Source organism: Mycolicibacterium rutilum (assembly GCF_900108565.1).
Classification (GTDB): domain Bacteria; phylum Actinomycetota; class Actinomycetes; order Mycobacteriales; family Mycobacteriaceae; genus Mycobacterium; species Mycobacterium rutilum.
Map to the genome: position 1 here is coordinate 236,597 of NZ_LT629971.1, position 25,557 is coordinate 262,153.

At 66.7% G+C, this 25,557-nt stretch carries 30 protein-coding genes and 1 pseudogene; 13 read left to right on the top strand and 18 right to left on the bottom strand.

Features of this window, described 5'->3' with window-relative positions; translation table 11 throughout:
* Positions 1-50: 50 nt before the first annotated feature.
* Positions 51-797, bottom strand: a complete 747-nt coding sequence (locus tag BLW81_RS01095; RefSeq protein ID WP_083405587.1) for an SDR family oxidoreductase — start codon at positions 795-797, stop codon at positions 51-53.
* A gap of 118 nt (positions 798-915) precedes the next feature.
* Between BLW81_RS01095 and BLW81_RS01100 the strand changes: the two genes are divergently transcribed.
* From BLW81_RS01100 to BLW81_RS01110, 3 genes are read left to right on the top strand one after another with little or no spacing between them, the layout of a single operon-like run.
* Positions 916-1,473 (top strand): TetR/AcrR family transcriptional regulator, encoded by a 558-nt coding sequence (locus BLW81_RS01100; RefSeq protein WP_083405588.1) that lies wholly within the window; start codon positions 916-918, stop codon positions 1,471-1,473.
* 58 nt (positions 1,474-1,531) lie between these two features.
* On the top strand, positions 1,532-1,816 hold the full coding sequence (locus tag BLW81_RS01105) for a type II toxin-antitoxin system Phd/YefM family antitoxin (RefSeq protein WP_083405589.1): 285 nt from the start codon (positions 1,532-1,534) through the stop codon (positions 1,814-1,816).
* Positions 1,813-2,070 carry a Txe/YoeB family addiction module toxin gene (locus BLW81_RS01110; protein ID WP_083405590.1) on the top strand — a complete coding sequence of 86 codons (258 nt, stop codon included), beginning with the start codon at positions 1,813-1,815 and terminating at the stop codon, positions 2,068-2,070. The genes BLW81_RS01105 and BLW81_RS01110 overlap by 4 nt, the downstream gene beginning before the upstream one ends.
* A gap of 33 nt (positions 2,071-2,103) precedes the next feature.
* On the opposite strand, the gene BLW81_RS01115 is transcribed toward BLW81_RS01110, so the two are convergent.
* Entirely contained in the window at positions 2,104-3,117 is a 1,014-nt protein-coding gene (locus BLW81_RS01115) for a hypothetical protein (protein ID WP_235632372.1), read from the bottom strand.
* A gap of 186 nt (positions 3,118-3,303) precedes the next feature.
* Between BLW81_RS01115 and BLW81_RS01120 the strand changes: the two genes are divergently transcribed.
* Positions 3,304-4,911 (top strand): peptide chain release factor 3, encoded by a 1,608-nt coding sequence (locus BLW81_RS01120; protein ID WP_083410245.1) that lies wholly within the window; start codon positions 3,304-3,306, stop codon positions 4,909-4,911.
* 84 nt (positions 4,912-4,995) lie between these two features.
* Here the strand turns inward: BLW81_RS01120 and BLW81_RS01125 are convergent, their stop codons facing one another.
* From BLW81_RS01125 to BLW81_RS01160, 8 genes are read right to left on the bottom strand one after another with little or no spacing between them, the layout of a single operon-like run.
* Positions 4,996-6,132, bottom strand: a complete 1,137-nt coding sequence (locus BLW81_RS01125) for a serine hydrolase domain-containing protein (RefSeq protein ID WP_083405592.1) — start codon at positions 6,130-6,132, stop codon at positions 4,996-4,998.
* A complete protein-coding gene (locus BLW81_RS01130; RefSeq protein WP_083405593.1) occupies positions 6,122-6,838 on the bottom strand; it encodes a mycothiol-dependent nitroreductase Rv2466c family protein in 717 nt (238 codons plus the stop codon). Before BLW81_RS01130 ends, BLW81_RS01125 begins: the two co-directional genes overlap by 11 nt.
* Positions 6,839-6,868: 30 nt before the next feature.
* Positions 6,869-7,654, bottom strand: a complete 786-nt coding sequence (locus BLW81_RS01135; RefSeq protein ID WP_083405594.1) for a CbtA family protein — start codon at positions 7,652-7,654, stop codon at positions 6,869-6,871.
* A complete protein-coding gene (locus BLW81_RS01140) occupies positions 7,645-7,857 on the bottom strand; it encodes a CbtB domain-containing protein (protein ID WP_083405595.1) in 213 nt (70 codons plus the stop codon). The genes BLW81_RS01135 and BLW81_RS01140 overlap by 10 nt, the downstream gene beginning before the upstream one ends.
* Positions 7,858-7,869: 12 nt before the next feature.
* On the bottom strand, positions 7,870-8,181 hold the full coding sequence (locus tag BLW81_RS01145; RefSeq protein WP_083405596.1) for a nitrile hydratase accessory protein: 312 nt from the start codon (positions 8,179-8,181) through the stop codon (positions 7,870-7,872).
* Positions 8,178-8,798 (bottom strand): nitrile hydratase subunit alpha, encoded by a 621-nt coding sequence (nthA, locus tag BLW81_RS01150; RefSeq protein WP_083405597.1) that lies wholly within the window; start codon positions 8,796-8,798, stop codon positions 8,178-8,180. The genes BLW81_RS01145 and nthA overlap by 4 nt, the downstream gene beginning before the upstream one ends.
* On the bottom strand, positions 8,795-9,529 hold the full coding sequence (gene nthB, locus BLW81_RS01155; RefSeq protein ID WP_083405598.1) for a nitrile hydratase subunit beta: 735 nt from the start codon (positions 9,527-9,529) through the stop codon (positions 8,795-8,797). Before nthB ends, nthA begins: the two co-directional genes overlap by 4 nt.
* Entirely contained in the window at positions 9,529-10,050 is a 522-nt protein-coding gene (locus tag BLW81_RS01160; protein WP_083405599.1) for a DUF1097 domain-containing protein, read from the bottom strand. The genes nthB and BLW81_RS01160 overlap by 1 nt, the downstream gene beginning before the upstream one ends.
* 196 nt (positions 10,051-10,246) lie before the next feature.
* On the opposite strand from BLW81_RS01160, the gene BLW81_RS01165 reads away from it, so the two are divergent.
* Entirely contained in the window at positions 10,247-11,284 is a 1,038-nt protein-coding gene (locus tag BLW81_RS01165) for a GlxA family transcriptional regulator (RefSeq protein ID WP_083405600.1), read from the top strand.
* Between the two features lie 3 nt (positions 11,285-11,287).
* On the opposite strand, the gene BLW81_RS01170 is transcribed toward BLW81_RS01165, so the two are convergent.
* Entirely contained in the window at positions 11,288-11,833 is a 546-nt protein-coding gene (locus BLW81_RS01170) for a TetR/AcrR family transcriptional regulator (RefSeq protein ID WP_083405601.1), read from the bottom strand.
* A gap of 115 nt (positions 11,834-11,948) precedes the next feature.
* Here BLW81_RS01170 and BLW81_RS01175 point away from each other — a divergent pair, with 115 nt between their 5' ends.
* The 3 genes from BLW81_RS01175 (at position 11,949) to BLW81_RS01185 (ending at position 13,667) form a co-directional block, all read left to right on the top strand.
* A complete protein-coding gene (locus BLW81_RS01175; RefSeq protein ID WP_157897530.1) occupies positions 11,949-12,299 on the top strand; it encodes a hypothetical protein in 351 nt (116 codons plus the stop codon).
* A 144-nt stretch (positions 12,300-12,443) separates the two neighbouring features.
* Entirely contained in the window at positions 12,444-12,794 is a 351-nt protein-coding gene (locus BLW81_RS29565) for a hypothetical protein (RefSeq protein ID WP_083410246.1), read from the top strand.
* A 129-nt stretch (positions 12,795-12,923) separates the two neighbouring features.
* Positions 12,924-13,667 carry a hypothetical protein gene (locus BLW81_RS01185; protein ID WP_083405603.1) on the top strand — a complete coding sequence of 248 codons (744 nt, stop codon included), beginning with the start codon at positions 12,924-12,926 and terminating at the stop codon, positions 13,665-13,667.
* A 34-nt stretch (positions 13,668-13,701) separates the two neighbouring features.
* On the opposite strand, the gene BLW81_RS01190 is transcribed toward BLW81_RS01185, so the two are convergent.
* Together BLW81_RS01190 and BLW81_RS01195 are read right to left on the bottom strand one after the other, a co-directional pair.
* Positions 13,702-13,995, bottom strand: coding sequence for a hypothetical protein (locus BLW81_RS01190; protein WP_157897531.1), 294 nt, complete (start codon positions 13,993-13,995; stop codon positions 13,702-13,704).
* Positions 13,996-14,212: 217 nt separating this feature from the next.
* Complete coding sequence (locus BLW81_RS01195) at positions 14,213-14,869, bottom strand: NUDIX hydrolase (protein ID WP_083405605.1); 657 nt, start codon at positions 14,867-14,869, stop codon at positions 14,213-14,215.
* A gap of 76 nt (positions 14,870-14,945) precedes the next feature.
* Here BLW81_RS01195 and BLW81_RS01200 point away from each other — a divergent pair, with 76 nt between their 5' ends.
* Positions 14,946-16,379: an ADP-ribosylglycohydrolase family protein gene (locus BLW81_RS01200; RefSeq protein WP_083405606.1), complete on the top strand. Its 1,434-nt coding sequence runs from the start codon at positions 14,946-14,948 to the stop codon at positions 16,377-16,379.
* Between the two features lie 12 nt (positions 16,380-16,391).
* Here the strand turns inward: BLW81_RS01200 and BLW81_RS01205 are convergent, their stop codons facing one another.
* The 4 genes from BLW81_RS01205 to BLW81_RS01225 all read right to left on the bottom strand — a co-directional run bounded on the left by BLW81_RS01205 (position 16,392) and on the right by BLW81_RS01225 (position 20,887).
* Positions 16,392-16,943 (bottom strand): class I SAM-dependent methyltransferase, encoded by a 552-nt coding sequence (locus BLW81_RS01205; protein ID WP_083405607.1) that lies wholly within the window; start codon positions 16,941-16,943, stop codon positions 16,392-16,394.
* A gap of 193 nt (positions 16,944-17,136) precedes the next feature.
* Positions 17,137-17,385, bottom strand: a complete 249-nt coding sequence (locus BLW81_RS01210; RefSeq protein ID WP_157897532.1) for a hypothetical protein — start codon at positions 17,383-17,385, stop codon at positions 17,137-17,139.
* Between the two features lie 361 nt (positions 17,386-17,746).
* Positions 17,747-19,177, bottom strand: coding sequence for an EspA/EspE family type VII secretion system effector (locus BLW81_RS01220; RefSeq protein WP_157897533.1), 1,431 nt, complete (start codon positions 19,175-19,177; stop codon positions 17,747-17,749).
* A gap of 54 nt (positions 19,178-19,231) precedes the next feature.
* Positions 19,232-20,887, bottom strand: a complete 1,656-nt coding sequence (locus BLW81_RS01225) for an NERD domain-containing protein (RefSeq protein ID WP_083405611.1) — start codon at positions 20,885-20,887, stop codon at positions 19,232-19,234.
* A gap of 343 nt (positions 20,888-21,230) precedes the next feature.
* On the opposite strand from BLW81_RS01225, the gene BLW81_RS01230 reads away from it, so the two are divergent.
* The 3 genes from BLW81_RS01230 to istB all read left to right on the top strand — a co-directional run bounded on the left by BLW81_RS01230 (position 21,231) and on the right by istB (position 24,635).
* A complete protein-coding gene (locus BLW81_RS01230; protein ID WP_083405612.1) occupies positions 21,231-22,229 on the top strand; it encodes a metallophosphoesterase in 999 nt (332 codons plus the stop codon).
* 202 nt (positions 22,230-22,431) lie between these two features.
* The gene (locus BLW81_RS01235) at positions 22,432-23,784 is read left to right on the top strand and encodes a Mu transposase domain-containing protein (RefSeq protein ID WP_059166925.1); all 1,353 of its coding nucleotides are present in this window, start codon (positions 22,432-22,434) and stop codon (positions 23,782-23,784) included.
* Positions 23,781-24,635, top strand: coding sequence for an IS21-like element helper ATPase IstB (istB, locus tag BLW81_RS01240; protein WP_059166926.1), 855 nt, complete (start codon positions 23,781-23,783; stop codon positions 24,633-24,635). The genes BLW81_RS01235 and istB overlap by 4 nt, the downstream gene beginning before the upstream one ends.
* 100 nt (positions 24,636-24,735) lie before the next feature.
* Here the strand turns inward: istB and BLW81_RS29175 are convergent.
* Positions 24,736-25,275 (bottom strand): annotated as a pseudogene (locus tag BLW81_RS29175) (nuclease); the annotation flags it as partial.
* A gap of 101 nt (positions 25,276-25,376) precedes the next feature.
* On the opposite strand from BLW81_RS29175, the gene BLW81_RS29180 reads away from it, so the two are divergent.
* The gene (locus tag BLW81_RS29180; RefSeq protein ID WP_157897534.1) at positions 25,377-25,523 is read left to right on the top strand and encodes a hypothetical protein; all 147 of its coding nucleotides are present in this window, start codon (positions 25,377-25,379) and stop codon (positions 25,521-25,523) included.
* Positions 25,524-25,557: the final 34 nt, after the last annotated feature.

Below are 25,557 nucleotides of genomic sequence, written 5' to 3' on the forward strand. Positions count from 1 at the left end.
TTCAAGCCGGACGTTTCATTCGCTGCGTGAGCGGCGTCATAACCCGTCGGTCAGACGGTGAAGCCGCCGTCGACGTTGAGGTTTGCGCCCGTGATGTACCCGGATTCCGGGCCGGCGAGGAAGCTGACGAACGAGGCGACATCGGCGGTCACCCCGTAACGACCCTGTGTGGTAACGACTTTCAGGCTCTCGGCGAAGTCGCCCTCGTTCGGGTTCGCGTCGGTGTTGATCGGCCCGGGCTGCACGTTGTTGACCGTGATGCCGCGGTCGCCGAGATCGCGGGCCAGACCGCGGGTGAACGAGGCCACTGCACCCTTGGTCATGCCGTAGACCGACAATCCGGGGCCGGGGATGCGATCGGCGTTGATGCTGCCGATGTTGATGATGCGCGCGCCGTCGCCGAGATATTTCATGGCGGTGCGCGTCGTGTAGTACATGCTGCCGATGTTGATGGCGACCAGGCGCTCGAACTGTTCGGCGGGGAAGTCGTCGATCGGCGCGATGTGCGCGACGCCGGCGTTGTTCACCACGATGTCGAGGCCGCCGAGCTCGTCGGCCGCGCGCTCGACTGCCGCGGCGCTCTGCTCGGCGTTGGCGGCGTCGGCCTGGATCGCCAGCACCGTGGCGCCGTCGGCGGTCAGTTCGGCGACGAGCTTGTCGGCGTGCGCGCTCGACGCCGAGTAGGTGAAGGCCACGGCCGCGCCGTCGGCGGTCAGTCGCCGCACGATCTCGGCGCCGATGCCGCGCGAACCTCCGGTGACCAGTGCTCGACGTCCGGCCAAGGTTGCAGTACTCATGTCGACGATGTCCTCTCCCTAATTACGAACCGTTGTGTTACTTAGTACGCTGAGGTCAAGCTAGTTTAGGCGGGAACCATTCCCGGTGTGACCGGCATCACAGGAGAGGTGGTGGGCGATGGCCGTCGGACGCCCGCGCGAGTTCGACCCCGACCAGGTCGAGGACGCCGCGATGAAACTGTTCTGGGACCGCGGCTTCGACGGCGTCTCGATCTCCGACGTGACCGAGGCGACCGGCGTGAACCGACGCAGCATCTACGCCGAGTTCGGTTCCAAGGAGAAGCTTTTCGAGCGGGCGCTGAACCGGTATCTGGCCGGCCCGAGCAGTTACACGGTCGAGGCGCTGACGCGGCCGACGGCCCGCGAGGTCGCCGAGGCCATGGTGCACGGCGCGGCCGACACCGTCAGCGGTGACGTGCACGGATGCCTGACGGTCGGCGAAGCGCCGGGGCTGGCCGAGTGGCGGGATGCGACGGTGCACCGGCTCGCCGAGCGGTTCGACGCGGCGGTGGCCGACGGGGACCTGCGCGAGGTCGACACTCTGACGCTGGCCCGCTGGATCGCCGCGGTGTGTCAGGGCATCGCGATCCAGGCGCGCAGTGGCGCTAGCCGGGCCGATCTGCACGCCGTCGCGGATCTGGCGTTGCGAGGTTGGCCGTCGACTGTTCGTTCTTGAACCCGTACGATGTCTCGGTACCGTTCTGGTACAGCGATACCGTACAAAAGGACATTGCATGAGCATCAGCGCCAGTGAGGCTCGGCAGCGCCTGTTCCCGCTCCTCGAACAGGTCAACACCGACCACGAGCCAGTACGCATCACATCGAAAGCGGGTGATGCGGTGCTCATGTCTGCCGATGACTACGACTCGTGGCAAGAAACGGTCTATCTCCTGCGCTCGCCCGAGAACGCCCGACGACTCATGGAGGCCGTCGCCCGCGACAAGGCCGGCCGGGAGGCAGCCACACAAGTCACCAAGTCGATCGACGAACTTCAGGAGATGGCCGGCGGGGAGGAGTGAGAAGCATCAGGTTCGACCCGGATGCTTGGGAAGACTTCCTGTTCTGGTTAGCCTCCGACCGCAAGACCGCTCGACGGGTCGTAAGACTTATCGGAGAGATCCAACGAGATCCGTCTGGCGGGATCGGCAAGCCAGAACCGCTCAAGGGCGAACTTTCCGGCTACTGGTCTCGGCGAATCGATCACGAACATCGACTCGTGTACCGCGCCGACGACAACGAAATCAAGATACTGAAGGCCCGGTACCACTACTGATCAGCGCGCACCAGTTCGCGCATAGTGAGACCCTTAGACGGCGTCGTCGAGATCCCAATCTCCGGCTCGCCGCAGGAGTTCTCGCTTGTAGTGCGACCGCATCGAATCAACCTTCGCGACCGTGCGCGCAGTCAGTTCTTCGCGAATCCCCGCTCGCGCATGCGCGTACGGGATGAATGCGCGCAACAGATCCGGCGCGTCGAGCGCGACCTCCAGCGGATAGTCGTAGAAGCCCTCGTCGAGATCCGGGCACCGCAGCGCAAATTTGACACGATTCTCGCTCCACCGCAACGGATCCTGGAAGTCCATGACGAGATCCCGCAGCAACTCTGGGTGGCGTTCGTGCGTGAACGGGGCGGCGAGCTCGGTTTCGAAGAACTCGTCGCAGACGCGATCCGCGTCCTTGCTGTACATGGTCAACGACCGCTCTCGGCCACCCTCGGGCATCGCACTGGCCCACCACTTGACGAGCGCGCGGTTGTGCGGCACATCGTCTGACTCGCACCCGAATGTATGCCTCGCGAGCGCACTCTCGATCCACGCCCGCGCATCAGCCAGAGACATGTCCACAAAGACGTCATCGGGCCAGTTTGCGGCTCCCCACGCGGCGATCTGGTCGATCGGCGCGGGCAACGCACTCGCGTCCGTGACGCCCGGCAGCCCGATTCTCTCGATGCGAACGCCGAGAGTGATCTCGTGCTTGTCGCCGATACGCGCGCCCATCCACACCTCGTCGAAGTCGCCGAGGGCATCGGTTCTGTGCACCGCGCGGTACACGTCGACTTGCGGAAGAGCGCTGACCCAGCGGGGCAGGTGCTGGTCACGCTCGGCCAGTTCGCGTCGGCATCGCTGCTGAAGCGACGGCTCGTCGACGAGAAGCTCAGCGAGGACCGCGAGGAGAGCCGTCGTCTCGTGCGTTCGTATACAGATCAGCCGGCTGACGAAGTCTCCGGAGCGGGACTTCACAACGTTGATCAGGACGCTCGCCACCGTGAGCAGGCCGAGTGGGTGCCCGCCCTTCATCGCGTCTCGGGTCAAGCGCCTCACTGAACGTTCGACGGGATCTCCCCGGTAACGCTTCCGCCGAAGATCGCGCCGGGCTTGCTTGGCTTTGCGTGCTCGTCGTTTGTCCCCCATGCAGCGGACGCTACGGAAGGGGTGTGACATCGCTCACTGGTCAGTCAGGCTTCGATTACTGGTTTGCGCACCGCGGCCAATACCATCGCAGGAAGCATGACCGACATCGCCCCCGCTCCGCCGAGCGCCCCACCTGCCCGTATCTCCACCGAGGCGGGTCGCCGCCGCACCTTCGCCGTCATCAGCCACCCCGACGCCGGCAAGTCCACGCTGACCGAGGCGCTGGCCCTGCATGCCCGCGTCATCACCGAGGCCGGCGCGGTCCACGGCAAGGCGGGCCGCCGCTCGACGGTGTCGGACTGGATGGAGATGGAGAAGGCCCGCGGCATCTCGATCACCTCGACGGTGCTGCAGTTCCCGTACCGCGACTGCGTCATCAACCTGCTCGACACGCCCGGCCACGCCGACTTCTCCGAAGACACCTACCGGGTGCTGACGGCGGTCGACTGCGCGGTGATGCTCATCGATGCGGCGAAAGGTCTTGAGCCGCAAACGCTCAAGCTGTTCCAGGTGTGTAAGCACCGCGGCATCCCGATCATCACGGTCATCAACAAGTGGGACCGTCCGGGCCGCCACGCCCTGGAGCTGATCGATGAGATCCAGACCCGCATCGGCCTCAAGCCCACTCCGCTGACCTGGCCGGTCGGCATCGCCGGCGACTTCAAGGGCGTGCTGGACCGTCGCGGCGGACAGTTCATCCGGTTCACCCGCACCGCCGGCGGTGCGACCGCCGCCCCCGAAGAACACATTCCCGCCGACGCCGCCCACGCGGCCGCCGGCGACGACTGGGACACCGCAGTCGAGGAGTCCGAACTGCTGAGCGCCGACGACGGCGACTACGACCGCGACGCGTTCCTCGCCGGAACCGCGTCGCCGACGCTGTTCACGTCGGCCGCACTGAACTTCGGCGTGAACCAGCTGCTCGACGTGCTCGTCGAGCTGGCGCCGTCCCCGAGTGGGGCCCAGGACGTCGACGGCGAGCGGCGCGCCCCCGATGCACCGTTCAGCGCGTTCGTCTTCAAGGTGCAGGCCGGCATGGACACCGCGCACCGCGACCGCATCGCCTACGCGCGCGTCGTCTCCGGGACATTCGAGCGCGGCGACGTGCTCACCCACGCCGCCACCGGCAAGCCCTTCGTCACCAAGTACGCCCAGTCGGTGTTCGGCCAGCAGCGTTCCACGCTCGACGACGCGTGGCCCGGCGACGTGATCGGCCTGGCCAACGCCCAGGCGCTGCGCCCCGGCGACACGCTGTATCGCGATGTGCCCGTGCAGTTTCCGCCGATCCCGAGCTTCTCCCCCGAACACTTCGCGGTCGCCCGCGGCACCGATCCGAGCAAGCACAAGCAGTTCCGCCGCGGCATCGAGCAACTCGAGCAGGAGGGCGTTGTGCAGGTGCTGCGCAGCGACAAGCGCGGCGAGCAGGCGCCGGTGTTCGCCGCCGTCGGCCCGATGCAGTTCGAGGTGGCCGTGCACCGGATGGCCGCCGAGTTCAACACGCCGATCGCGTTGGAGTCGCTGCCGTATCAGGTCGCGCGGACCGTCGACCCCGCCGACGCCGAGTTCATGAACAAGCAGGTCTCCGCGGAGGTGCTCACCCGCAGCGACGGCGTCATGCTGGTGCTGTTCTCCACGCCGTGGCGGCTCGAGGGCTTCCAGCGCGACAACCCCGACATCGAGCTCGGCTCACTGGTCGCCGCTTAGCCCGAGAGCGCCGCGCCGCGAGTTCTACGCCAGGGTCGTGATTGCCCCAAGATCGCGACCCTCACGTAGAACTCGGCGAACGAACTAGAGCCCGGCGTAGACCGCGGCTTCGAAGCCGAGGATCGTCTCGACCATCTTGTCGTCGAAGAACGGCAGCAGCTGCGTCGCGATGATCCCGCTGATCCCCGCCGCGCGGTCGATCCAGAAGAAGCTGTTGAACAGTCCCGACCAGTCGCCCGAGCCGGCGCTGCGCATGCCGGGCAGGTCGACGTGATAGAGGTGAAACCCGAGGCCCCAGCCCTGCGGAACCGGCAGCGGCTCGACGGCTTTGGCCAGCTCGGGCATCGTCGGCTCCATCTTTTCCGGCAGCGGCGCGCCGTTGAGGTGGTCCTGCAGCGCCAGCTCGACGGTCTCCTGCTTGAGGATGCGGGTGCCGTCGAGTTCGCCGCCGTTGAGCCAGGCGCGCACGAACCGCCCGTAGTCGGTGAGCGTCCCGTACGACCCGTGCCCGCCCGCGTCCCATTCCGCGTCGCGCGGCAAATCGATCTCGCTCGGCACCAGGCTGCCGTCGGCCGCCCTCGAGTAGACCGGCAGCAGCCGCGCGCGTTGCTCGGCGGTCGGGGCGAACGTCGAATCCGTCATGCCGAGCGGTCCGTACACGTGTTCGGCGAGGTAGTCGCTCAGCGGCTGGCCGCTCACCGCCTCGACGACGACGCCGATCCAGTCGGTGTTCACGCCGTACTCCCAGACCGTGCCGGGGTCGTGGACCAACGGAGCGCTGATGCTCTGCTTGAGGCCCGTAAACGGATGCGGGAACCCGAATTCGGTGCAGTACCGGTAGAGCTTGTCATTGAGGAAGTGGTAGCCGCAGCCGGCCGTGTGGGTCATCAGCTGGCGGACCGTGGCCTGCGTCTTGGGGGCACGCAGAATCGGCTCATCGCCGTCGAAGCCGTCGAGCACCTGGAGGTCGCCGAACTCGGGCACGATCGACGCGACCGGCGCATCGAGGTCGACGCGGCCCTGCTCGACGAGCTGCAGCGCCCCGGTGGTCGCGACGGCCTTGGTCATCGACGCGTTGCGGAACATCGAGTCGGGTCCTGCGTCGCCGGCCGCGCCCTCGTACAGCACGCCGTCGCGGCCGACGACCGTGGCGGCGATGCCGTGCAGCGAACCGTCAGCGGTCACCCCCTTCAGCAGGTCGTCGATCCGCTCAAACCCCATCTGAAGCTCCTTTGCTTTCGAATGTGACGACCTTGCCACGGTTGATCGACACCCAGTCCCTGGCCTCCAGGTACGGGCGGAAGGTCTCGGCGATCGCCTGCTGATCGGCGGGCGTCTTGGGCCGCTGCAGCTCGTAGAGATGGGGGAACTCGGTCCACGCGACGACGGCGTCCCACAGCCGCAACGCCGCCGCACCGGTCGGCGGATCTATGAGCACCGGCCCGAACAGGCACTGCCCGTCGGGGAAGAACAGGGTCGGCACCCCGTAGCCGTCGGCATCGACGACGCGCTGGTGGTCGGCCATCACCTCGTCGTTGGTCGTCGGGTCCGCGATGGCCTGGTCGACCAGGCCGGGGTCGAGGCCGAGTTCCTCCAAAAGTGCGCGGGCGACGGACTTTTCGTGCGGTTTACGCCCCTCGACGTGCAGCGCACGCGCGGCCCGCTCGTACCACCTGTCGAGGTCGGCCATCGAGTGCCGGCGCAGCAGCGCGCCGATGCGCATCATCGACCAGCCGTAGGACCACTCCCGTTCCCAGGGGTGCTTCTTGCCGTCCTGACGGTTGATCTCCTCGAGGCTGAAGAAGCGCCAGTTCACCTCGACACCGCGCAGGTCGCGCACCTCGCGGATCCAGCGCGACGTCTGGTACGCGTACGGGCACATGACGTCGAAGTGGAAGTCGACGGCGGCGGCGAGACGGTTGTTCACCGGTGTCAGTGTGCCACCGCGCCGGTGCGCTCAACCCGTCAACGCAAGACCCGCTCGTTTCGGGGCCCGACGGTGCAGGGCCGCGAACGCCGCACCGATCACCAGCCACATCAGCGCCTGGTTGAGCAGCGAGTAGACCCGGAAGTCGGCCAGCACCTGCGCCGGGAAGCCGTCGAGCAGCAAGCCGTCCGGCCCGCTGAGCGGTCCGGGCACCTCGTGGAAGCTCGGCAGCAGGACCATCGCGCACAGCATCACCGCGAGGTACCCGCCGACCGCGGCCGCACCCGAGCGCCACGCGCCCCACCGCCGTGCCCAAGCCACGCCGACCGCGACCGCGACGGCCGCGGCCACGACGGACACCGCCGTGATGGTCAGGAACGCCGAGCTGCGCGCCGCCACGGTGTCGTCCAGGCCGACGCTGGGCGGGTTGGCCGGGTACTTGAGTCCCGGGAACAGCGCGACGGCGACGAACATCCCCGCCGCGAGCAGCAGCGCCAGCGCGGTCTGATCCGGCTGAAATCCGCGGCGCTCCAACACCGTGCGCAGCACGCCGTACGCGACGGCGAACAGCACCCCCATGATCACCCCGAACATCACGATTCCTGTTGCGGCGCCGAGGTTCTCCTGCACCGCGCGGGTGAACAGCTCATGGCCGTGCGAATGGCCGCCGCCGAGGTGTTCCTCGGCGTGCTCGCGCGCGCCTTCGTACTCGATCGCGGCGGCGATCAGCGGCGCGATCATCAGCCGACTGAAGACGAATGCCACGAGACCGGCCACCAGGCCGGGCACCAGGTAGCGAACGGCGTTCAGTGGCATGGGAATCCCAGCAGGTGGCGGGCGTCGTGCAGGAACTCGTGGATGTGGGTGTCGGAGCCGAACACCGACACCGCGCCCTGGTCGTAGCCGACGAAGTAGTAGGCGATCAGCGCGAGCATCGTGAGCGCCGCCAACCGGGCGGGGGTGGCCAAGGCGGCCGGGTTGACCCGCGGAGCGGCGACGGCGGGATTGAGGCTGGTCATCGTGGGGTCTCCCTAGTGGTCGTGGTCGTGCGCGAGGGCGTGGTCGTTGGCGTCGGTGAGCACCGGGGCGGTCAGCAGCTCGTGGCGGTCGACGAGCTGTTCGAGCGCGGCGACCCAGTGGTCGTAGTACTCCCACTGTCCCCGTTGGCTTTCCGGCTTGCTCTCCCAGTCCCCGATCGTGGCGATCAGCTCCTGCTGGAACTCGCTCCAGTCGTAGTGGCGGAACTCCGAAAGCGCGAGCGCCAGGCCGAACGCCCGGCGCTGCCACTCGTGGTCGAACTGCGGCGCGGCCTGGTCGGTGGTGCAGGTCTCGTGCAGCTTCATGACGTGGGTCCCGCCGCCGCGACGCCGATCATCGACTCGGTGGTCACCAGGTCCATCAGCATCTCGTCGGTGAAATCCTCGGTGCCGGCGGGCCGTTCGGGGATGACGAACCAGCGGGAGTGTCCGCTGGAGTCCCACACCTTGATCTCGGTGTCGGCGGGCAGGTCGAGGCCGACCTCGGCGAGCACCTTGCGCGGTTCGCGGGCGGCGCGCGACCGGAACGTCGGATCCTTGTACCAGTAGGGCGGCAGCCCGAGCACCGGCCAGGGGAAGCATGAGCACAGCGTGCAGATCACCAGGTTGTGCACGCCCGGGGTGTTGGCGACGGCCTGCAGGTGCTCCCCCTCGGCGCCGGCCATCCCGTCGGGGAAGTCGAGTTCGGCGATGGCCGCGGGGGTGTCGGTGACGACCTTCTCGGCGAACTCCGGGTCGGTCCACGCCTTGACGACGATCTTCTTGCCGTTGAGGGGGGTCATCTCGGTCTCGAAGTAGGCGAGCACCTTGTCGACGGTCTGCGGGGTGATGACGCCCTTCTCGATCAGCAGAGACTCCAGTGCGGCAACCTTTTTCGCGCTGGCCTCCTCGCGGTCGGGCGGGTAGGCGAACTGGGCGGTCATGCTTCCTCCTCGATCGGTTCCAGATAGGCCTCGAACAGCTCGGCGTACAGGCTCAGCGGGCCGTCCTCGGCGCGCGGGCCCCAGATCTCCGCCGGGTCGAACGCGACGATGTAGATCGGCATGGGATCGCCGATGCCGTCGCCGGTGTGGACGAAGTAGGCGTAGTCGCCCTCGAAGACGCGTTCCACGGTGCCGGTGCGCCCGCGCAGATAACCGGGCAGGCGACTGTGGGCGTCGGCGGGCACGTTGGTGATGCGCACCGTGGAGCCGACGGCGAACTTCGGGTGCGCGACGTCGCGGCGGGGGCTGTCGCCGTGGCGCAGGTAGGCGATGACCTGGTCGTCGATCTCGGGGGCGCCGTCGGTGTCCGCGGAGGCCTGCTCGGCCATCCGCTCGGCGAGCTCCTCCTCGGTGACGTAGCCCTTGTCGAGGAAGAACTGGGTGATGCCGCCGAGCCACTTCTCGTAATAGCGGAACTTGAAGTAGTCGAACGGGTTCATCGCCTCGGCGCCGGTGCGCAGATCGGCCCACGTCCACTCGTCCTTGAACGCCGTCGGCACCTCGTCGATCGGATAAGCCGGCAACGCGTAGCCGAGATGGTTGGACAGGCCCATCATCGCGACGTGGATGCCGAAGATGCGCTTCTCCCAATCCTGCACGAAGACACGCTTTTCCAGCGTCAGCGGTTCGGGCAGGCCTTCGAGGCCGCCGAGATAGTGCTGCAGTTTCATCAGGCAGGGCTTCCTTCCGGGGCTTCGGTGGTGACGGGTTTCTTGGTCATCGCGGTGGCCGCGTATTCGGAGAGGATCCCGAACGAGGCACCGAGGATGCAGGCGACCGCGGCGACCAGGCCGGGGTGCGAGATGGTGGTGACGGTGATGGTGTTGCCGGTGCCCGCGACCGTGGAGACGGTGGAGGCGAAGCCGACGACGACGGCCGGCGTGGTCGACAGCAGCGGCACCCAGGACGCCTGCACCATGACCGCGCTGCCGACGCCGACGGCGATCGCGGTGACCAGCAGGCTGCCGCCCATCAGGTGCGCGGCGTACAGGCTGGCCGAGGCGATGACGACGCCGGCGAGGTTCGACGACACCGAGCGCACCCAGCCGGCGGGGCCGCCGCCGACGAAGAAGAACGACGCCCACGCCAGGAACACCACCCAGATGGGTACGGTGATGACTTCGGCGGTGAACGCGACCGCGATCCCGCCGAGGACGCCGATGCTCAGCGTCAAGGCTGTCCGAGAATCCATGGGCTCACCTTCTTGAAGGAAACGGCTGATATTCAGTGGATTCAGGTTCGCGGCAGCAGGTTTCGCCGGCGTAACGGCTGAATGTCTGGGGCCGTCGCGACCGGACACGAATCGCGCAGATCCGGACCACGGCACGCGCGCAACGCGGATGTAACACGTGCGCGCTAATTTGCTGGGATCACGGGAGGGCAGCGATATGTCCGAGGATCGAGCACGGCGGCACCACCGAACGGTCGTCTTCGCGCTGTACAACAAGGTGACGTTGCAGGACGTGGCGGCGCCGTTGGAGATCTTCGCGCGCGCCAACGACTTCGGGGCGCACTACCGGGTGATCCTGGCGTCGTTGACGGGTGAGGCGGTGAACACGACGTCGTTCGTGTCGCTGAAGGTGGACATGGCGCTCGACGAGGTGCCCGAGCGCATCGACACGTTGATCGTGCCGGGCGGCGTGCCGCCGGACTTCGACTTCACCCCCGGCGAGCACGACATCCCCGAGGAACAGACCCCCGACGTCGTCGCGGCCGCGTTGAAGATCGTGGGTGAGCTGGCGCCGCGGGCGCGGCGGGTGGCGTCGGTGTGCACGGGGGCGTTCGTGCTCGCCGCGTTGGGCCTCTTGGACGGCCGGCGCGCGACGACGCACTGGGCGCACTGTGCGGAGTTGGCGCGGGCGTATCCGGAGATCGAGGTCGACCCGGACTCGCTGTTCGTGCAGGACGGCCCGTTCATCACCGGGGCCGGGATCAGCGCCGGGATCGATCTCGGGCTGGCGATGGTGGAGAGCGACTACGGTCCCGACGTGGCGCGGCGAGTGGCGCGGTGGATGGTGGTGTTCCTGCAGCGTCCTGGCGGCCAGGCGCAGTTCAGTGTGTGGACGGAGTCGGCGGCGCCGGTGTCGCGGGGGCTGCGGGAGATCCTGGACGCGGTGGTGGCCGACCCCGGAGCGGACCATTCACTGGCGGCGATGGCGGCGCGCGCGGCGGTCAGCGAGCGGCATCTGGCGCGGATGTTTCGGATGCAGGTCGGGATGACGCCGGCGCGGTTCGTGGAGCAGGCGCGACTGGAGGCGGCGAAAGTGCTTCTGGCGACCGGTGATCACGGGCAGGAGGCGGTGGCGCGGCGGGCCGGGTTCGGATCGGCGGACACGATGCGGCGCACGTTCCGACGGGCGCTTGGGGTGTCACCGAGCATGTACCGCAGTCGGTTTCGGACGACGGGCATTCACCAGCACCTGTAGCGCTCAGGGGCGGACGACCGGCCAGAAAAGGTCGAAGAGTCGCGCTTCCCATCCTCTTGAGAGTCGGCCGGTGCGGGCGCGCTCGGCGATGACCGCGCCGACCACGGCGTCGATGAAGGTGGTGCTGTCGACGTCGGCGCGAAACGACCCGTCGGCCTCGGCCGCGTCGATGACCGACTCCAGATCGGCGCGCTGCTCGGCGAGGATGCGGCGAAAGAGCTTGTTGAATTCGGGGTCCTCGTCGGTGAGCATCGCGGCAAGACCGCCGAAACCGATGCCGACATCGATGGCCTTGACGGCTTCGCTGATGATCCAGCGCAGTCGGTCGGGGGCGTCGGCATCCGGCTCGAGCGGGTCGGGGGTGGTGACGCGTGTCAGCGCGGCGGCGAGCATGTCGCGGCGGTCGCGGTGGCGTCGGTAGATGGTGGTTTTGGCGATGCCCGAGCTCGCGGCCACCGCTTCGACAGTGACGGCCTTGGGTCCCCGGCGGCGCAGCAGCGCGAGCGTGGCGTCGGCGATGCCGGCGTCGACGTCGGGTCGCGAGGGCATCAGACCTCCTTTGAACTGCAGGGATGCATCTTGCCGGAAAAACGCTACACTAGGCGTAGCGCTACGCTACACGTAGCGTTTTATGCGAATCGGATCTTGTGAGGTGAGTGTTTTGATGAGCGTGCTGCGGCGGATTCCGCCGAGGTATGCGATGTCAATCTGTCTGCTGTTGGCCTTGGCCGCGCTGGGCACGGGCGCGTACGCGCTGGTGGCGGGAAGTGCGGTGGCCGGGATGTTCGCGGCCGGCTTGGTGCTGCTGCTCGCGGCGACGGCCATCGGATTCCGGATGGTCCCACCGATCCTCGCGCAGTCCACCCGCAATTCAGCGAAAACCCCACGGCGCGAACAGGTTGGCTCGTCCAAGGCGATGTACCGCGAGATCAGGGAGAACCACGAGCAATTGCTCCAGGCCGTCGCCGTCCCGGTCGGCGCTCCGACGACGCTCATGGCCCGCCGCAGGGCTTGAGGTCGTCGCGATCGTTGCGAGCTGCGCGCGACCGCGCAGGGCGGTCGCGCGTAGTCCGCCCCCCGCGCTGAATTTGGCGCTCCGACTGCCTCCGCAGCGGTGTTAGTGTGCGGCTAACGCCGATGCGGAGGCGGTGGAGGGATGATGGGTCTGTTCCGAAAGACGCAACGGCCAGAGCCGGCGCCTGCCGTGGAGGACAAGGTCTATTACTCCACTCCGTTCGGTGACACGAAAGACGGTGGGCAGCGGCTGTTCTTGCTTCAACGCGAGGGTGTTCAGTACATGCCGGTCTTTCGCAGCGTGGAGTCGATGAGGGACTTCTACGAGCGGATGAACCGAGCGGCGTACATGATCCTCGAGGGGGACGTGCAGTCGGTACTCGACACGAATCGCTCCATCGACGCGATGAGGAACGTGGGGCTCGTTATTGAGCCGTTCAGCGAGCAGCCGGTCTTGATCATGCCTTCCGGTACTGACTCGCACTCCAGGGAATAAGCAACGGATTCACCAAAATGCAGCCTCAACCGAGCAGCTCGCACCATTTGTCGCTGCGGGTGGAAGCATCGCCGACACATGGACTTTCGGCTATGTCGGCGGCATCATCGGCAATATAGTTTGTCCAGAATGAAGACCGTTCCCATCGCGATCCTTTGCGCGCTACTCTTCGGCCCTCTGGGTATCTTGGCGGCGATCTGGGCAGTTCTCAGCGTCGGGCGGGGCGAGTTTCTGGCAGCCGTCGTGTCGCTTGGTTTCGCGATGTTCTGCTTAGGACTCATCGTCCCGTTTGCCAAGGTCGTTCGCAAGAAAATATCCCCTGTCGGGGAGTTCGACGGTGAGGGAACAACGATTCGGCCAGATCGCGGCATCGACCTACCGATCCAGATCTCCGTGCTTGGACTGACAGTGGCGGGCGCTTTGTTCGCGATATTCGGTCCCCTTGGAATGGTGGACATTCCGGTGCCCGTGCAGATGCGCTATGCCATACCGTTCGTCAGCGCGGCGATCGCGATGATGGGTGCGCCGATCCTGTGGCGAACCCTTCGCCGCGGTAGCTTGCAGTACCTGCGCCTGACGCCTGACGGATTCGTGATCGTTCAGGGCTGGCGACCGCGGAGCGGCGACTGGGCGCAGGTGGCAAACGTCACCGATATGGCTCCGGGCCAGTCTGCCCAGACGCCTAGTGCGGTTGTCTTGGTGATGTCGGACGGGAGTGCCCCGACGCTACCGGGAGCCTCTTTCACTCCAGAGGGGCGCGATCTTCGCAAGTTGGTGCGCTTCTACTGGATGCACGCCGATCGCCGTGACGAACTCACCGATGGCAGAGCGCTCAGACGTCTCGCCGACGGCCGGTTCTCGGCTGATTCATAGACTCACGTCCGCGAAGCCTGAACGACCACCATCTCTAGCATTCCGACTCGGAGTAGCCCACCTCTGCGCTGTACATCCAAGGTGCTGCGAAGAACTGAAGGGTGCCGGCACGAACGGACACGCGCAGGCGCGACACCTCTCCGTCGTCGTGCACCCGCTCGAAGAACCTCACGAGATGTGTCAGCTGGTTGTCATCGATCATGATCTGCTGATTGAACCGGCCACGGCGAGCGGTCCCACACTCCCAGTACATCGGCGGCTCGGGCAGGACGACCTCCAGCCGCTCCGTGTCCGCCGACCTCTGTTCGCAGTCGTGCGAACCACCCATCCATGAGAAGTAGGCGACCTCGCAACACCTCCCGCAAACCGGCCACCGGGTCATGGCATCGAGCAGTGGAAGCACCCCCTTGTATCGCGGTCTCATCGCACGTACGGCCATTTTACCTGTGCAGACCGACAATTGCTGACAGCGAAAGCTCCACTTGTAGCGCTCACCGGCCCTCGCCGATGCTCGGCTTCCCGCACTCGACAGCAAATCGCGGAGATTACGCGCGTCGTCGTCGGAACAGCTCCGCGGGACGACCCCTGCCGCGGGCGGCACTCATGCCAGTGGCGACGAGGTGCGGCTCCATCGCGCGCCGGAAGGTGTCGCGTTGCAGCGGCTGTCCCGCGATCGCCTCGTGGGCCATACGTAGGTCCCGGAGGGTGAACGCGTCGCCGAGGAGTCCGTCCGGATCCGGCTTCTCGAGATAGTGCGCACGAACATCGCCGACGGCCAGTTCGATGATGTCGGCGTGGTCATACGGGAGCCGCCCGGGTCCGTCGACCGGCATGAGCCTGGTGGTCTCGGCGAACCGGTCCGCCAGTTGGTCCCGCCGGACCACCTGCACGTGGGCGACCGACAGGACCCACCCGCGGTCGTCGCGCGCGGGGTCGTCGAAGACATGGAGTTGGCGCGGGTGCAGACCGCGCACATTGGCCTTGGCCCGCAGTGACCGGTCGACGGCTTTGGCGAGTGTCTCCCCTTCGTGGACGAAGGTGCCCGGCAGCGCCCAGCCGGTCCCTTTCGGACGGCGTACTTCGAGCACGACCAGTCCGCGATCCGGGTCGAGCGTGAGAACGGCGGTGTCGACGGCAACCGAGGGTCGCGGGTAGTCGGTCAGCTTCCGCCCGCTGGTGTCTCGGTAGACGTTCTCGGTCATGTCGGAGCCTCAGCGTACAGTGTTTGACAATTAGCGCAGATCTGCTCAATATGGTTTGCGGGAGGAGGCGGAGCATATGACGTCGTACAACGATCGTGTAGAAGGTGTGCTGCTGGGCACCGCTGCGGGGGATGCACTGGGTGCGCCGTACGAGTTTCAGCCGCCACGCGGACCGGAGCTCGAGGTGGCGATGGTCGGTGGTGGTCCATGGCAGCGGGGTGAGTGGACCGATGACACATCGATGGCAATCGCAATCGCCGAGGTCGCGGCGACCGGCGCGGACCTACGGCACGAAACGGCGCAGGACGCGATCGTCAGCCGGTGGCTCGACTGGTCGCACACAGCCAAAGATGTTGGCTTACAGACGCGTTCCGTCTTGCAGTCTGCATCGCGCGGCGGACAGATCACTGCCGCCGATGCACGCGCCGCGTCCGAGTCGCTGCACCGGCAGACCGGCCGCACGGCGGGCAACGGCTCGCTGATGCGCACCGCCCCGATGGCACTGGCCTATCTCGATGACGAGGACGCAATGGTGGAGGCTGCGCGTGCTGTCAGCGAGCTGACCCATTACGACGACGACGCCGGCGACGCCTGCGTGCTGTGGTGCTGCGCGATACGGCATGCGGTGCTCACCAGTGAGCTCGATGTGCGAATCGGGTCGCAGCACATCGACGCCGACCGTCGTGATCTCTGGGCCGCACGTCTGGACGCCGCCGAGTCCGCCGCGCCCGCGTCGTTCCCCAACAACGGTTGGGTGGTCGCCGCGATGCAGGCGGCGTGGTCGGCTATTGCGACGACGCCGGTGCCCGCGGACGAGCCCGGAGCCGGATCGTTCCGCGCGGACCATCTACGGCTGGCGCTGGACGCCGCGGTCCGCGCTGGGTATGACACCGACACGGTGGCGGCGATCGCCGGCGGCCTGCTGGGCGCGGCGTATGGAGCGTCGGCGATCCCGAGCGCATGGCGCCGGGTGTTGCACGGCTGGCCGAACATCACCGCCCATGACCTGGTAGCACTGGGGTCGGCGATCGAGCGCGGAGGGAAGCCCGATCTGTTCGACTACTCCTACCCCGGTTCGGCGATCGACACCTGCGCACGCCACCCCTACGACGAAGGCGTCGTGCTGGGCGGCATCGGCGTGCTGCGGGATCTGCCGCCAGATGTCGATGCGGTGGTGTCGCTGTGCCGGGTGAGCGACGACGACATGCGCCGGGACATGCCGCACGTCGAGATTCGGTTGATCGACCGGACGAGCCATGACGAGAACCCGCACCTGGACTTCGTACTCCTGGACGCAGTGCGTTCGATCGAAGAGCTGCGCGGTGAGGGACGCACGGTGCTGGTGCATTGCGTCGCCGCGTACAGCCGCACACCGACCATCGGCGCGCTGTACGGCGCGCGGCTCCGGGGTGTGGGAGTGGACGAGGCGGTGCGAGACGTCACGGCGGTGCTGCCGGATGCTTATCCGAACCGGGCATTCCGGGAGGCATTGCGGCGCGTCAGGCCCTAGCGCGAAGGTCGCTTATGCGCGTTTTCTGGCCAGGAGCCATGCTTCGCCGTCGCCCTCACCGGCGGCGATGACTTCGAGCTGAACGAATGCCGTGGTCAATTCGCCAGGTGCGACGCGGAAGCGCCCCGGGCCGGCGCCGACGACGCTCAGAGCTGAAATCGCTAAGAGCCCACCGGGTGTCACTCGCTCGATGATCGGTTGGTCGAGCCGAGCGTCGCGGAATCGGTGGCAGACAAGGAGGTCGACAGGCGGTCCCGCCGGCAAGCCGAGATCGAGATCGACGACGTCGAACCGGCACCGATCGCTGACGCCGCTCCGCGTGGCGAGGTCATTCGCCTGACCGATGGCTGTCGGAGAGATGTCGATCCCCCAGACATCCATGCCGCGACGCGCGAGCCACGCGCTCACTAGTCCCGGCCCGCACGCCAAATCAAGTGCTCGGCCATGCGTGGGGAACATGTCCTCGAACGGCGTGAATAGGGCGGGGAGACCGACCGCGGTCGAGGGGGGCGTCTCTCGACTCCTGTACCGCTGTTCCCAGCGAACGCGGTCCTGCTCGCTCACGCACGTCAGATTACGCACCGATTCTCAGAATAGTTCCCGGAAAGGCACCTGGTACGTCGGGCATCCGATCAGCAAGGTCCGCGCGGGCGCTGCATGACGCGAGGGCGGAACTCCGACTGCGGCATGCAGTTATCGGTGACTGGCGTCTGCGCGAGCTGCAGACATGCAGGGCGTCGAGATCCGGTTCGGTTGATCAGACGAGGCCCGCGGCCTGAGCGGCTAGGAATCCTGGCACGAGCACGATCAATCCCGCGGGCACGCACAGAAGCCCAATCAACATTCCTCGACCGACCTGCCCGGAAGCGCCCTTCCGCGCCTCGAGAACTATGGCCACGATGAGGTCGACGACAATGAGTGGCACGACGTAGATCGCGAGAAGCAGGTACGGCAGCGTCGCCCAGACCGCCAGCTCAATGACGAGAACATTGAACAGCGCTGCCACGAGGGACCACGGCCCGTAGCCAGCTGTGTGCCTCTGTGCCGGAACGCCTTTCACCATTGAAGAAACCAGAGTCCGTAGATGGCGCACCCAACGAGGACGACCGCGTATGAACCGAGGACGCCAAGTGTCACTCCCCGTGCCCGCGGGGAGACCGACCGGCTCAGCAGTCCGCAGAGCACCGCACACAGAAGGAAAACTGTTGCGGCGCCGATGAGGAATAGGACAAGCCCGCTTGTGCCGGGGAACCACTTCCCAAGCAGCCATGCAATCACGAGGACCAGCCCCAGCAGTATCTGGGTGGCTAGCGGCGCCGCCCAGGTCGCCGTGCGCCAAACAACGGACTCCCCTGCCGCCATCGACATCAGAAATGCACCACGCCGGGGGACTGGATCGTCGGACCACGTGGCGGGGCCGCGGCCGGACCGAGCTCCGTCCACGGAAGCGGAACTCGGATGTCGTACTTCGGATTCCAGGAACCTTGATCAAAAGGCGCGAAGGCGGATCCGCCCGCGCCGATGTCATGATGCTGCGGCAGATTGATCATCGGCCCCGTTGAGTTCCCTGCTGTGGCCGGATCGATCAGTACCGTCCGAGTCGTCCCGTCGGGGAGGTCTTGATACACCTCCATCGAGGGGTAGTCGGTGCGGGTCCCGTCGACACGCACGCCGTCGGCCGTAGGCGTGACCACCAGATCACCGTTGACTGTCCACGGGTTGTCTTGCAGTGGCCACGGCGGATTTGTTGCGATGTCGGGCGCGAACGGATTGCCGGCGTCGTACTGGATGCGGACCGAGCCGTCGGGCAGTTGCTGAACCGCCGCCTCCGGTACGCCCACTCTGACGTCGCCCGGACCACCGTCCGGCGTCAGCTCGACCGAAGGGTTTTGGCGCATCACCACCAATCCATTCTCGTAGTCGATATACGCGGTCACCTTCGTGTTGGCCGGGTCGAATTGCGGATCGGCGCCTCTGGTGTTGCCGAAGTCCCGCCTCCATGGACCGCTGATGACATCACGTTGTTCGATCCATTGGCCCACACGGACGACTCCCTGACCCGCAACCGGATCAATCCGCGCGAGCACGACCTCCGGCGCAACACCCGCTGCAGCCGGGTCATAACTATGCGGATCGAGAACAGCCGCCGTTGTCCAATCCGCCGCAGAGACCGGCAATCGCCCGAAGACCGTGTGGAACGCCTCGATCTCATTGAAGCGCCGGTCACCCACGCCGCCCGGTCCCTGTTTGAGGTCGACGGATTGAATGCTCGAGGTTTCGTCGTCCTCGTTCTGCCCTTGACGTTCCTCCTCGGTTCGCAGGTCGGCGTACTCGTCGGCCAGCAGCCGGATCCTGGAGGCGATCACGTCGAGCTCACTACTTGAGCTCGTGACGGCCTGGCGAAGTTGTGTCAGACCCTGCAGCACGATCGGCGCCAGAAACTGTTCACGATGGCTGCCGGGCGGCACGGCTCGCGCTGTGGCCAATACCCAGTCTCTGACCGCTTCCAGACTCTGCCGGCCCACTGACACCGTCAGCGCTGACTCGGTCACGCAGGAGCCGAGCTCTCGGTCCAAGACCGCGACCCGCCCGATCCTCTGGGCTTGGCGAGCGTTCCTCTCGCCATAAGCCGTGGCCGCTGCGCCCGTCCAGTAGCTGCCGGGGTGGGCGGCATCAACGGCGGTTTGCAACTGGCTCAGTCGGTCACCGTCGAGCCACTCACCACCTCGAGGGATGCCCGTCCCGAAGGTGGCTCGCGCTCGCGACCACGTCGCCAGGAAACCGTCGAGCGGAGTCACATAACGAGCTTAAGCGCCCAGCGTGGGGGCGCCGCACACCAAAATGCGTCGCGCTTAGTCCTGCGGGACGTTGAGCCGGCGCGCCAGGTCCGGACCACCCACCTCGCGGATGAACTCCGGTTCCCCACAGACGACCAATTGGTCACGGGCGCGGGACAATCCGACGTAGAGGCGTTCGCGGGAGCGCTCGAACATGCTTGTCTCGTTGACGACGAGCACGACGCAGCGCCGTTCGAGGCCCTTGAACCCGAGTACGTGGCCGTAGAACACCTGGTCGGTGTCCCAGAAGGTGTCCCAGTAGGCCTTGTGGCCGTCCTTCTGCCGCTCGGCCTGTTCGGGGTGGCGGCTGCCGGTGGTCAGTAGCGCGACATCTTCTGGTCGCCAACCGTCTTCGAGCAGGGCATCGATCTGATCGTCGCCGACCTCGAGCGCATCCTCGCGCTTGCACGCGACGAACGTCACCGCTGGCCCCTCGCCGCCGAGGAACCGCATCGGGTGGTCGACGAGTGGCTGGAAGGCGTTCGCGATCTGGCGGGTGTTGCGCACGTTGTGGTCGAGGATCAGCGGGACCAGCGGGACCGGCGGCGCGCCGTGGCGGTCGAAGACTCGCTGGCCTTCGTCGGTGAACACGTACAGGCCGCCCTCGACCGGATCCTTCAGGGCGGCGAGAAGCGGATCCCACCAGGCATCGGCGAAGTCCTGGGCTTCGTCGACGACGATCGAGTCGAACCGGTGCCCGGGTTCGAGTTGCGCTGCTAATTCGGCCATTTGGAGCGGCAGGTCATGTTCCCAGAACTGGACCGTCTCGTCGGTGCGCAGTGCTTCGTCGGGCCCTTCGGGCGCACCCCACTGCACCCCGAGCGCGTGGAACTCCCCGACGTAGGCCGGTTGCTGGCGGCGGGGCCAGGTAGCGGCGATGCGCTCGAGGTAGGACGCGAGCCCGTGGGAGTAGCAGACGAGCGCGACGCGTTGTCCGCGCTGGGCCAGCCGGCGGGCCTGCTCCATCGCCAGGAAGGTCTTGCCGCTGCCGGCGCCGCCGCGGACCTCGACGCGGTTGAGGAGCCGGATGGCGTCGAGGATGACGGCTTGGTGTTCGGTGAGCGCGTCGGCGGCGTCCTCGTTGGCCAGGGCGCGGGCGACGACGTCGCGCTGCGGCAGCCCGCGCCCGGACAGCGCGGTGCTGAGTTGGTCGATGCCGTCCCTGCTCAGCAGCGGCCGGTCCAGCTCCTGCTTGACGAGGACCTCGCGCAGCTTGGCGACGAGCTTGGGCAGGTCGGTGCGGTCGATCACCTTCCACCGCGGACAGTCTGGTAGCCCGAAGTCGGCGGGTAGCTCGGTGTTCGGCAGCACGACGACGTGGTCCCAGCGCAGCCGATTCTGGGTCCAGCGCGGGTCTTTCTCGATGAAATCGCGCAGGGCATAGCAGGCTTCGCGGGCTTGGCGGACCGGCTCGATCGTGTGCTGGCGGCCGCCGCGGATCTGGCGCCAACCCTCGCCGTCGTGCCAGACCTCACCGCCCTTGACCTCGATGCAGACGATGCCTGCGCCCTCGATGGCGACGACGAAGTCGACCTCGTGGTCCTTGAGGTGGTCGGTGACCCGCTGTCCCGGCACGACAAGGTCGTTGGGCTCGAGCTGGTCGATCAGCGCCCGGTAGGTACTGCGCTCGGAGGCGTTGAGGCGCGGGTGCTCGTCGGGCGTCATGCTCATGTTCCGGGCTCCACGCTGTCGGAGGGTAGGACCTGCCGCTGAAGATTTCCCGATATTTGCGGTAACGGCGGTGCCTGAATCACTGCTAACTACCAAATCAGATGGCAGAGCCACCTCGGCTTGCGCCACTTGGCGAAAAATGTCGGTGCCTGCTGGCAACCTAGTAAGTGCCGGGCTAACCAACGACTCTCGAGCAACGCGTGAGCGTCGGTGCAGCAAGGTTGCGGCGGCACCGATGAGCTGCACTTGACACTGGCCTGCGGCTCACTGGGTTCGAACCAGACCCACGCCTCGTAGGAGAGGCGACACTCGGCCCGCGATCAAATATGAACGGAGGGAACAGGTGAACGTCTCCTCGACACCCGGGTACGACGTCATCGGTGACGTGCACGGCTGCGCGATCCAACTCGAAGCATTGCTGAACAAGCTCGGGTATCAGGTCGGAGAGTCGGGGTATTACAAACATCCGCGTCGACAGGCCATCTTCGTGGGCGATCTCATCGACCGCGGGGACGAACAGCTCCGCGTCCTCCAAATCGTTAAGTCGATGGTCGACGCAGGCAACGCCCGGATCGTAATGGGCAACCACGAATTCAACGCGCTGGCTTACCACACGGAGTGGCCCTCCGCTAGCGGCAAGTTTCTTCGTCCCCACGATGATCCTGACAACCCATGGTCAACGAAGAACACCAAACAACACGCTGCCTTCCTTGAGCAGGTCCAAGGCGATGATCGGTGTGTGTACCTGGAGTGGTTCTCGACCCTCCCTCTGTGGCTCGATCTCGGTGGGCTACGCGTCGTGCACGCGTGCTGGCACGACGATTCGATCAAACTCGTGGAAAGTCGGTGCGGGTCGAGCGCCCCGTTCACTGAGTTGTCTCATCTTGTCGCGGCGAGCACCGAAGGGAATCCGCTCTACGAGGCTGTCGAGACGCTGCTGAAGGGCCCCGAAATCAGCCTTGTCGCCCATGGACAACCGGAGTACCACGACAAGGACGGCATCGCGCGCGACCAGGCGCGGGTGCGATGGTGGAACAGCGAGGCCCGTACACTTCGCGACATCGCCGAAATGGGTGGTCGTTTCACCACTTACACCGGTGAACTGTATCCGCCCTTACCCGAACTAGAACTCGCCAGGGTGGACCGGTCGTACGTCTACACCGCCGAGACCCCCGTCTTCTACGGGCACTACTGGCGACAGGGCCCACCCAAGCGCCACCACGACTGGACCAACTACACGGCGTGCGTGGACTTCAGTGCTGTGAAGGGCGGGAAGTTGACCGCCTACCGCTGGTCCGGGGAAAAGAACGTCAACGCTGAGAACTACGTGGCCGCCGACTGACGCGCACGCTCAGGGACCGCAATGCAACGGTTCAGCCGTCGGCCATCTGGCGACGCCCGATAGAGTGACCGCGCTCGCTGAAATTCCCCACTGACGCTCATCGAAATTCCCCACCCGTGTGGCTCCGCCGAGAAGGGCGGGCCTCCCTCGAAGCTGCTGGTGTCTGACGCCAGTTGCTTCACCGAAGGAGGCCCGCTTTCTCATGCTCACATGGGAGGACGATTTGGAAGTACATGCCCTACGCCGTCGTGGCTGGTCGATCTCAGCGATCGCCCGCCACACTGGTTTCGACCGCAAGACGGTCCGCAAGTATCTGGCCGGTGGCGGCGAACCGGGGGTCCGTGCCCGCAGCGGTCCGGACCCGTTCGATCCGTTCGTCGACTACGTCACCGCCCGGTTGACCGAGGACCCGCACCTGTGGGCGCGCACCCTGTTCGACGAGCTCGAGCAGCTGGGGTTCGGCCTGTCGTATCAGAGCCTGACGCGCAACATCCGGGCCCGGGATCTGCGTCCGGTGTGCGAGGCGTGCCGCACGGCCACACAGCGCCCGAACGCGGTGATCCCGCACGCCCCGGGTGAGGAAACCCAATGGGACTGGCTGGAATTGCCCGATCCGCCGGCATCCTGGGGGTGGGGCAAGACCGCGCATCTGCTGGTGGGCTCGCTAGCGCATTCGGGCAAGTGGCGCGCCGCCCTGGCGCCCTCGGAAGGCCAGCCGCACCTGGTCGCCTGCCTGGACCGGGTGACCCGAGGCCTGGGCGGGGTCACGCGGGTGTGGCGTTTTGACCGGATGGCCACGGTGTGTGATCCCGGCTCGGGTCGGGTGACCGCGTCGTTCGCCGGGGTGGCCAAGCACTACGGCGTCTCAGTGGCGGTCTGCCCGGCTCGGCGGGGCAACCGTAAGGGTGTGGTGGAGAAGGTCAATCACACTGCGGCGCAGCGCTGGTGGCGGACGCTGGCCGACGAGGCCACCGTGGAGCAGGCTCAGGTGAGCCTGGATCGCTTCGCCGCGGTGCGCGGCGACACCCGGCTGCGGGCCACCGCCGACGGCCGGTCCTCGGTCGCTGTGGTGGCCAAGACCGAGCCGTTGGCACCTGCGCCGGCGTCGCCGTATCCGGTGATCGTGTCGGAGACTCGCACAGCGTCGCGGCAGGCGTTGGTGTCCTATCGCGGTAACCGTTATTCGGTGCCCCCGGAACTGGCGGCGGCTCAGGTCGTGGTCAGCCATCCTGTCGGTGGCCAGTTCTGCGACATCGCCACCACTGGCGGGATCGTGATCGCCCGCCACCGGATGGCCGCCGACGGGCTCGGGGTGATGGTGCGCGACAGCGGCCATGTCATCGCCCTCGATACCGCCGCGATGGCCACCGCCACCACCGGACGCCCACACCGCCGCAAAGAACGCATCCCACCCGGCCCAGCCGCCAAAGCCGCTGCCGCACAACTACTGCGGCTCGATGCCGAAACAATCCAAACATCAACTCCATCAACCAATTCCACCGTCATCGACCTGTCCGCCTACGAGCGGGCCGCCCAGAACAGGACCATCCAATGACCCCCACCCCACGCACCCCGAAGACCACTAGGGCCGCCGCCGAGGAGGCGCCGTCGGCAGCCGCGAGCCGCTATCAACAGCTGCGCTCGCATCTGGCCGAGCTCAAACTGGCTGCCGCCGCCGAAGCCTTGCCCGCCGTCTTGGACCAGGCCAGCGCCGAAGGACTCTCGCTCACCGTCGCCTTGGAGCGGCTGCTGGCCGTCGAAGTCGAGGCCAGCACCGCGCGCCGCCTAGCGGGCCGGTTGCGGTTCGCTTGCCTGCCCACCCCGGCCACCCTCGTAGATTTCGATGTCGATGCCGCCGCCGGGATCGACCGCAAGCTCATCGATGAGTTGGGCACGTGTCGCTACCTCGAATCGGCGACCAACATCTTGCTCATCGGCCCACCGGGCACCGGCAAGACACACCTCAGCGTCGGCCTCGCCAGAGCTGCCGCGCACGCCGGCTACCGGACCTACTTCACCACCGCCGCGGATCTGGCCGCCCGCTGTCACCGCGCCGCCATCGAAGGACGCTGGGCCACCACCATGCGCTTCTACGCCGGACCGACGCTGCTGGTGATCGACGAACTGGGCTACCTGCCGTTGCCCGCCGAGGCCGCATCGGCGCTGTTTCAGGTTGTCTCCCAACGATATTTGAAGACCAGCATCGTCATCACCACCAACCGCGGGGTGGGTGCTTGGGGCGACATCCTCGGCGACACCACCGTCGCCGCCGCCATGCTCGACCGCCTGCTGCACCGCTCCGTGGTAATCAACCTCGACGGCGAGTCCTACCGCCTACGCGACCACCAAGCGGCCGCCGAAACGCTACGCCGAACCACCACCGGCAACCGCCAACAACTACACTGACCGCTGCTCACAGGTGAGGAATTTCGGCGAGCACACCTGAGGACTTTCGATGAGCGCGATCAAGAGCCCTAGAGTTTGGCAGGCCTGCCGCTTTGGGGACCGGCAGGGGATGTTCCCGAAACTGAAAGTCTCCTCGGTGCGCAGGGCTTCGTCGGCCCCTTCGGGCGCACCCCACTGCACACCCAGTGCACGAAATTCACCGACATAGGCAGGCTGCTGGCGGCGCGGCCAGTTCGCCGTGATCCACTCGAAGGTAGGACCCCAACCCCGTGCGCGTGGCATACCTGCGCGACCCGTTGGCCGCGCTAAGCCAACCCGCGCGCCTGCTCCATCGCCAGGAAGGTCTTGCCGCTTCCGGCGCCACCGCGAACCTCGACGCGGCCGAGCAGCCGGATGGCGTCGAGGATGACGGCCTGCTGTTCGGTCAGCGCGTCGGCGGCGTCCTCATTGGCCAGCGCGCGCCACGTCGTCGCGCTTTGCCAGCCCGCGCTCGGACAGCGTAGTGCCGAGCTGTCTAATGCCCTCCTTGGGGAGCAGCAATCGATCCAGCTCCTGCATGCCGAGCACCTCGCGCAGCTTGGCGACGAGCTTGGGAGGTCGGTGCGGTAGATGACTACCACCGTAGGCAGTCTGGTAACCCCAGTCGCTGTAGACGGTCGCACGGTGATGGTGCACTGCGTCGCCGCGTACAGTCGCACGCTGACCGTCCGCGCTATATGGGCGCGCCTGCCTGGTGCCGGGATGGACGAAGCCGTGCGCGACGTACAGGGGGTGCCGTCGGACGCCAATCCGAACCCGGCGTTTCGGGAAGCGTTGCGCCGCATCGATTCGCTCGTAAACGGGCGAATCGTGAAACGGACGAAGCGCAAGGTCCGCTCGAAGTTCTGAACCTTCTGTCAAGTCAGGATGCGATCGCCCAACT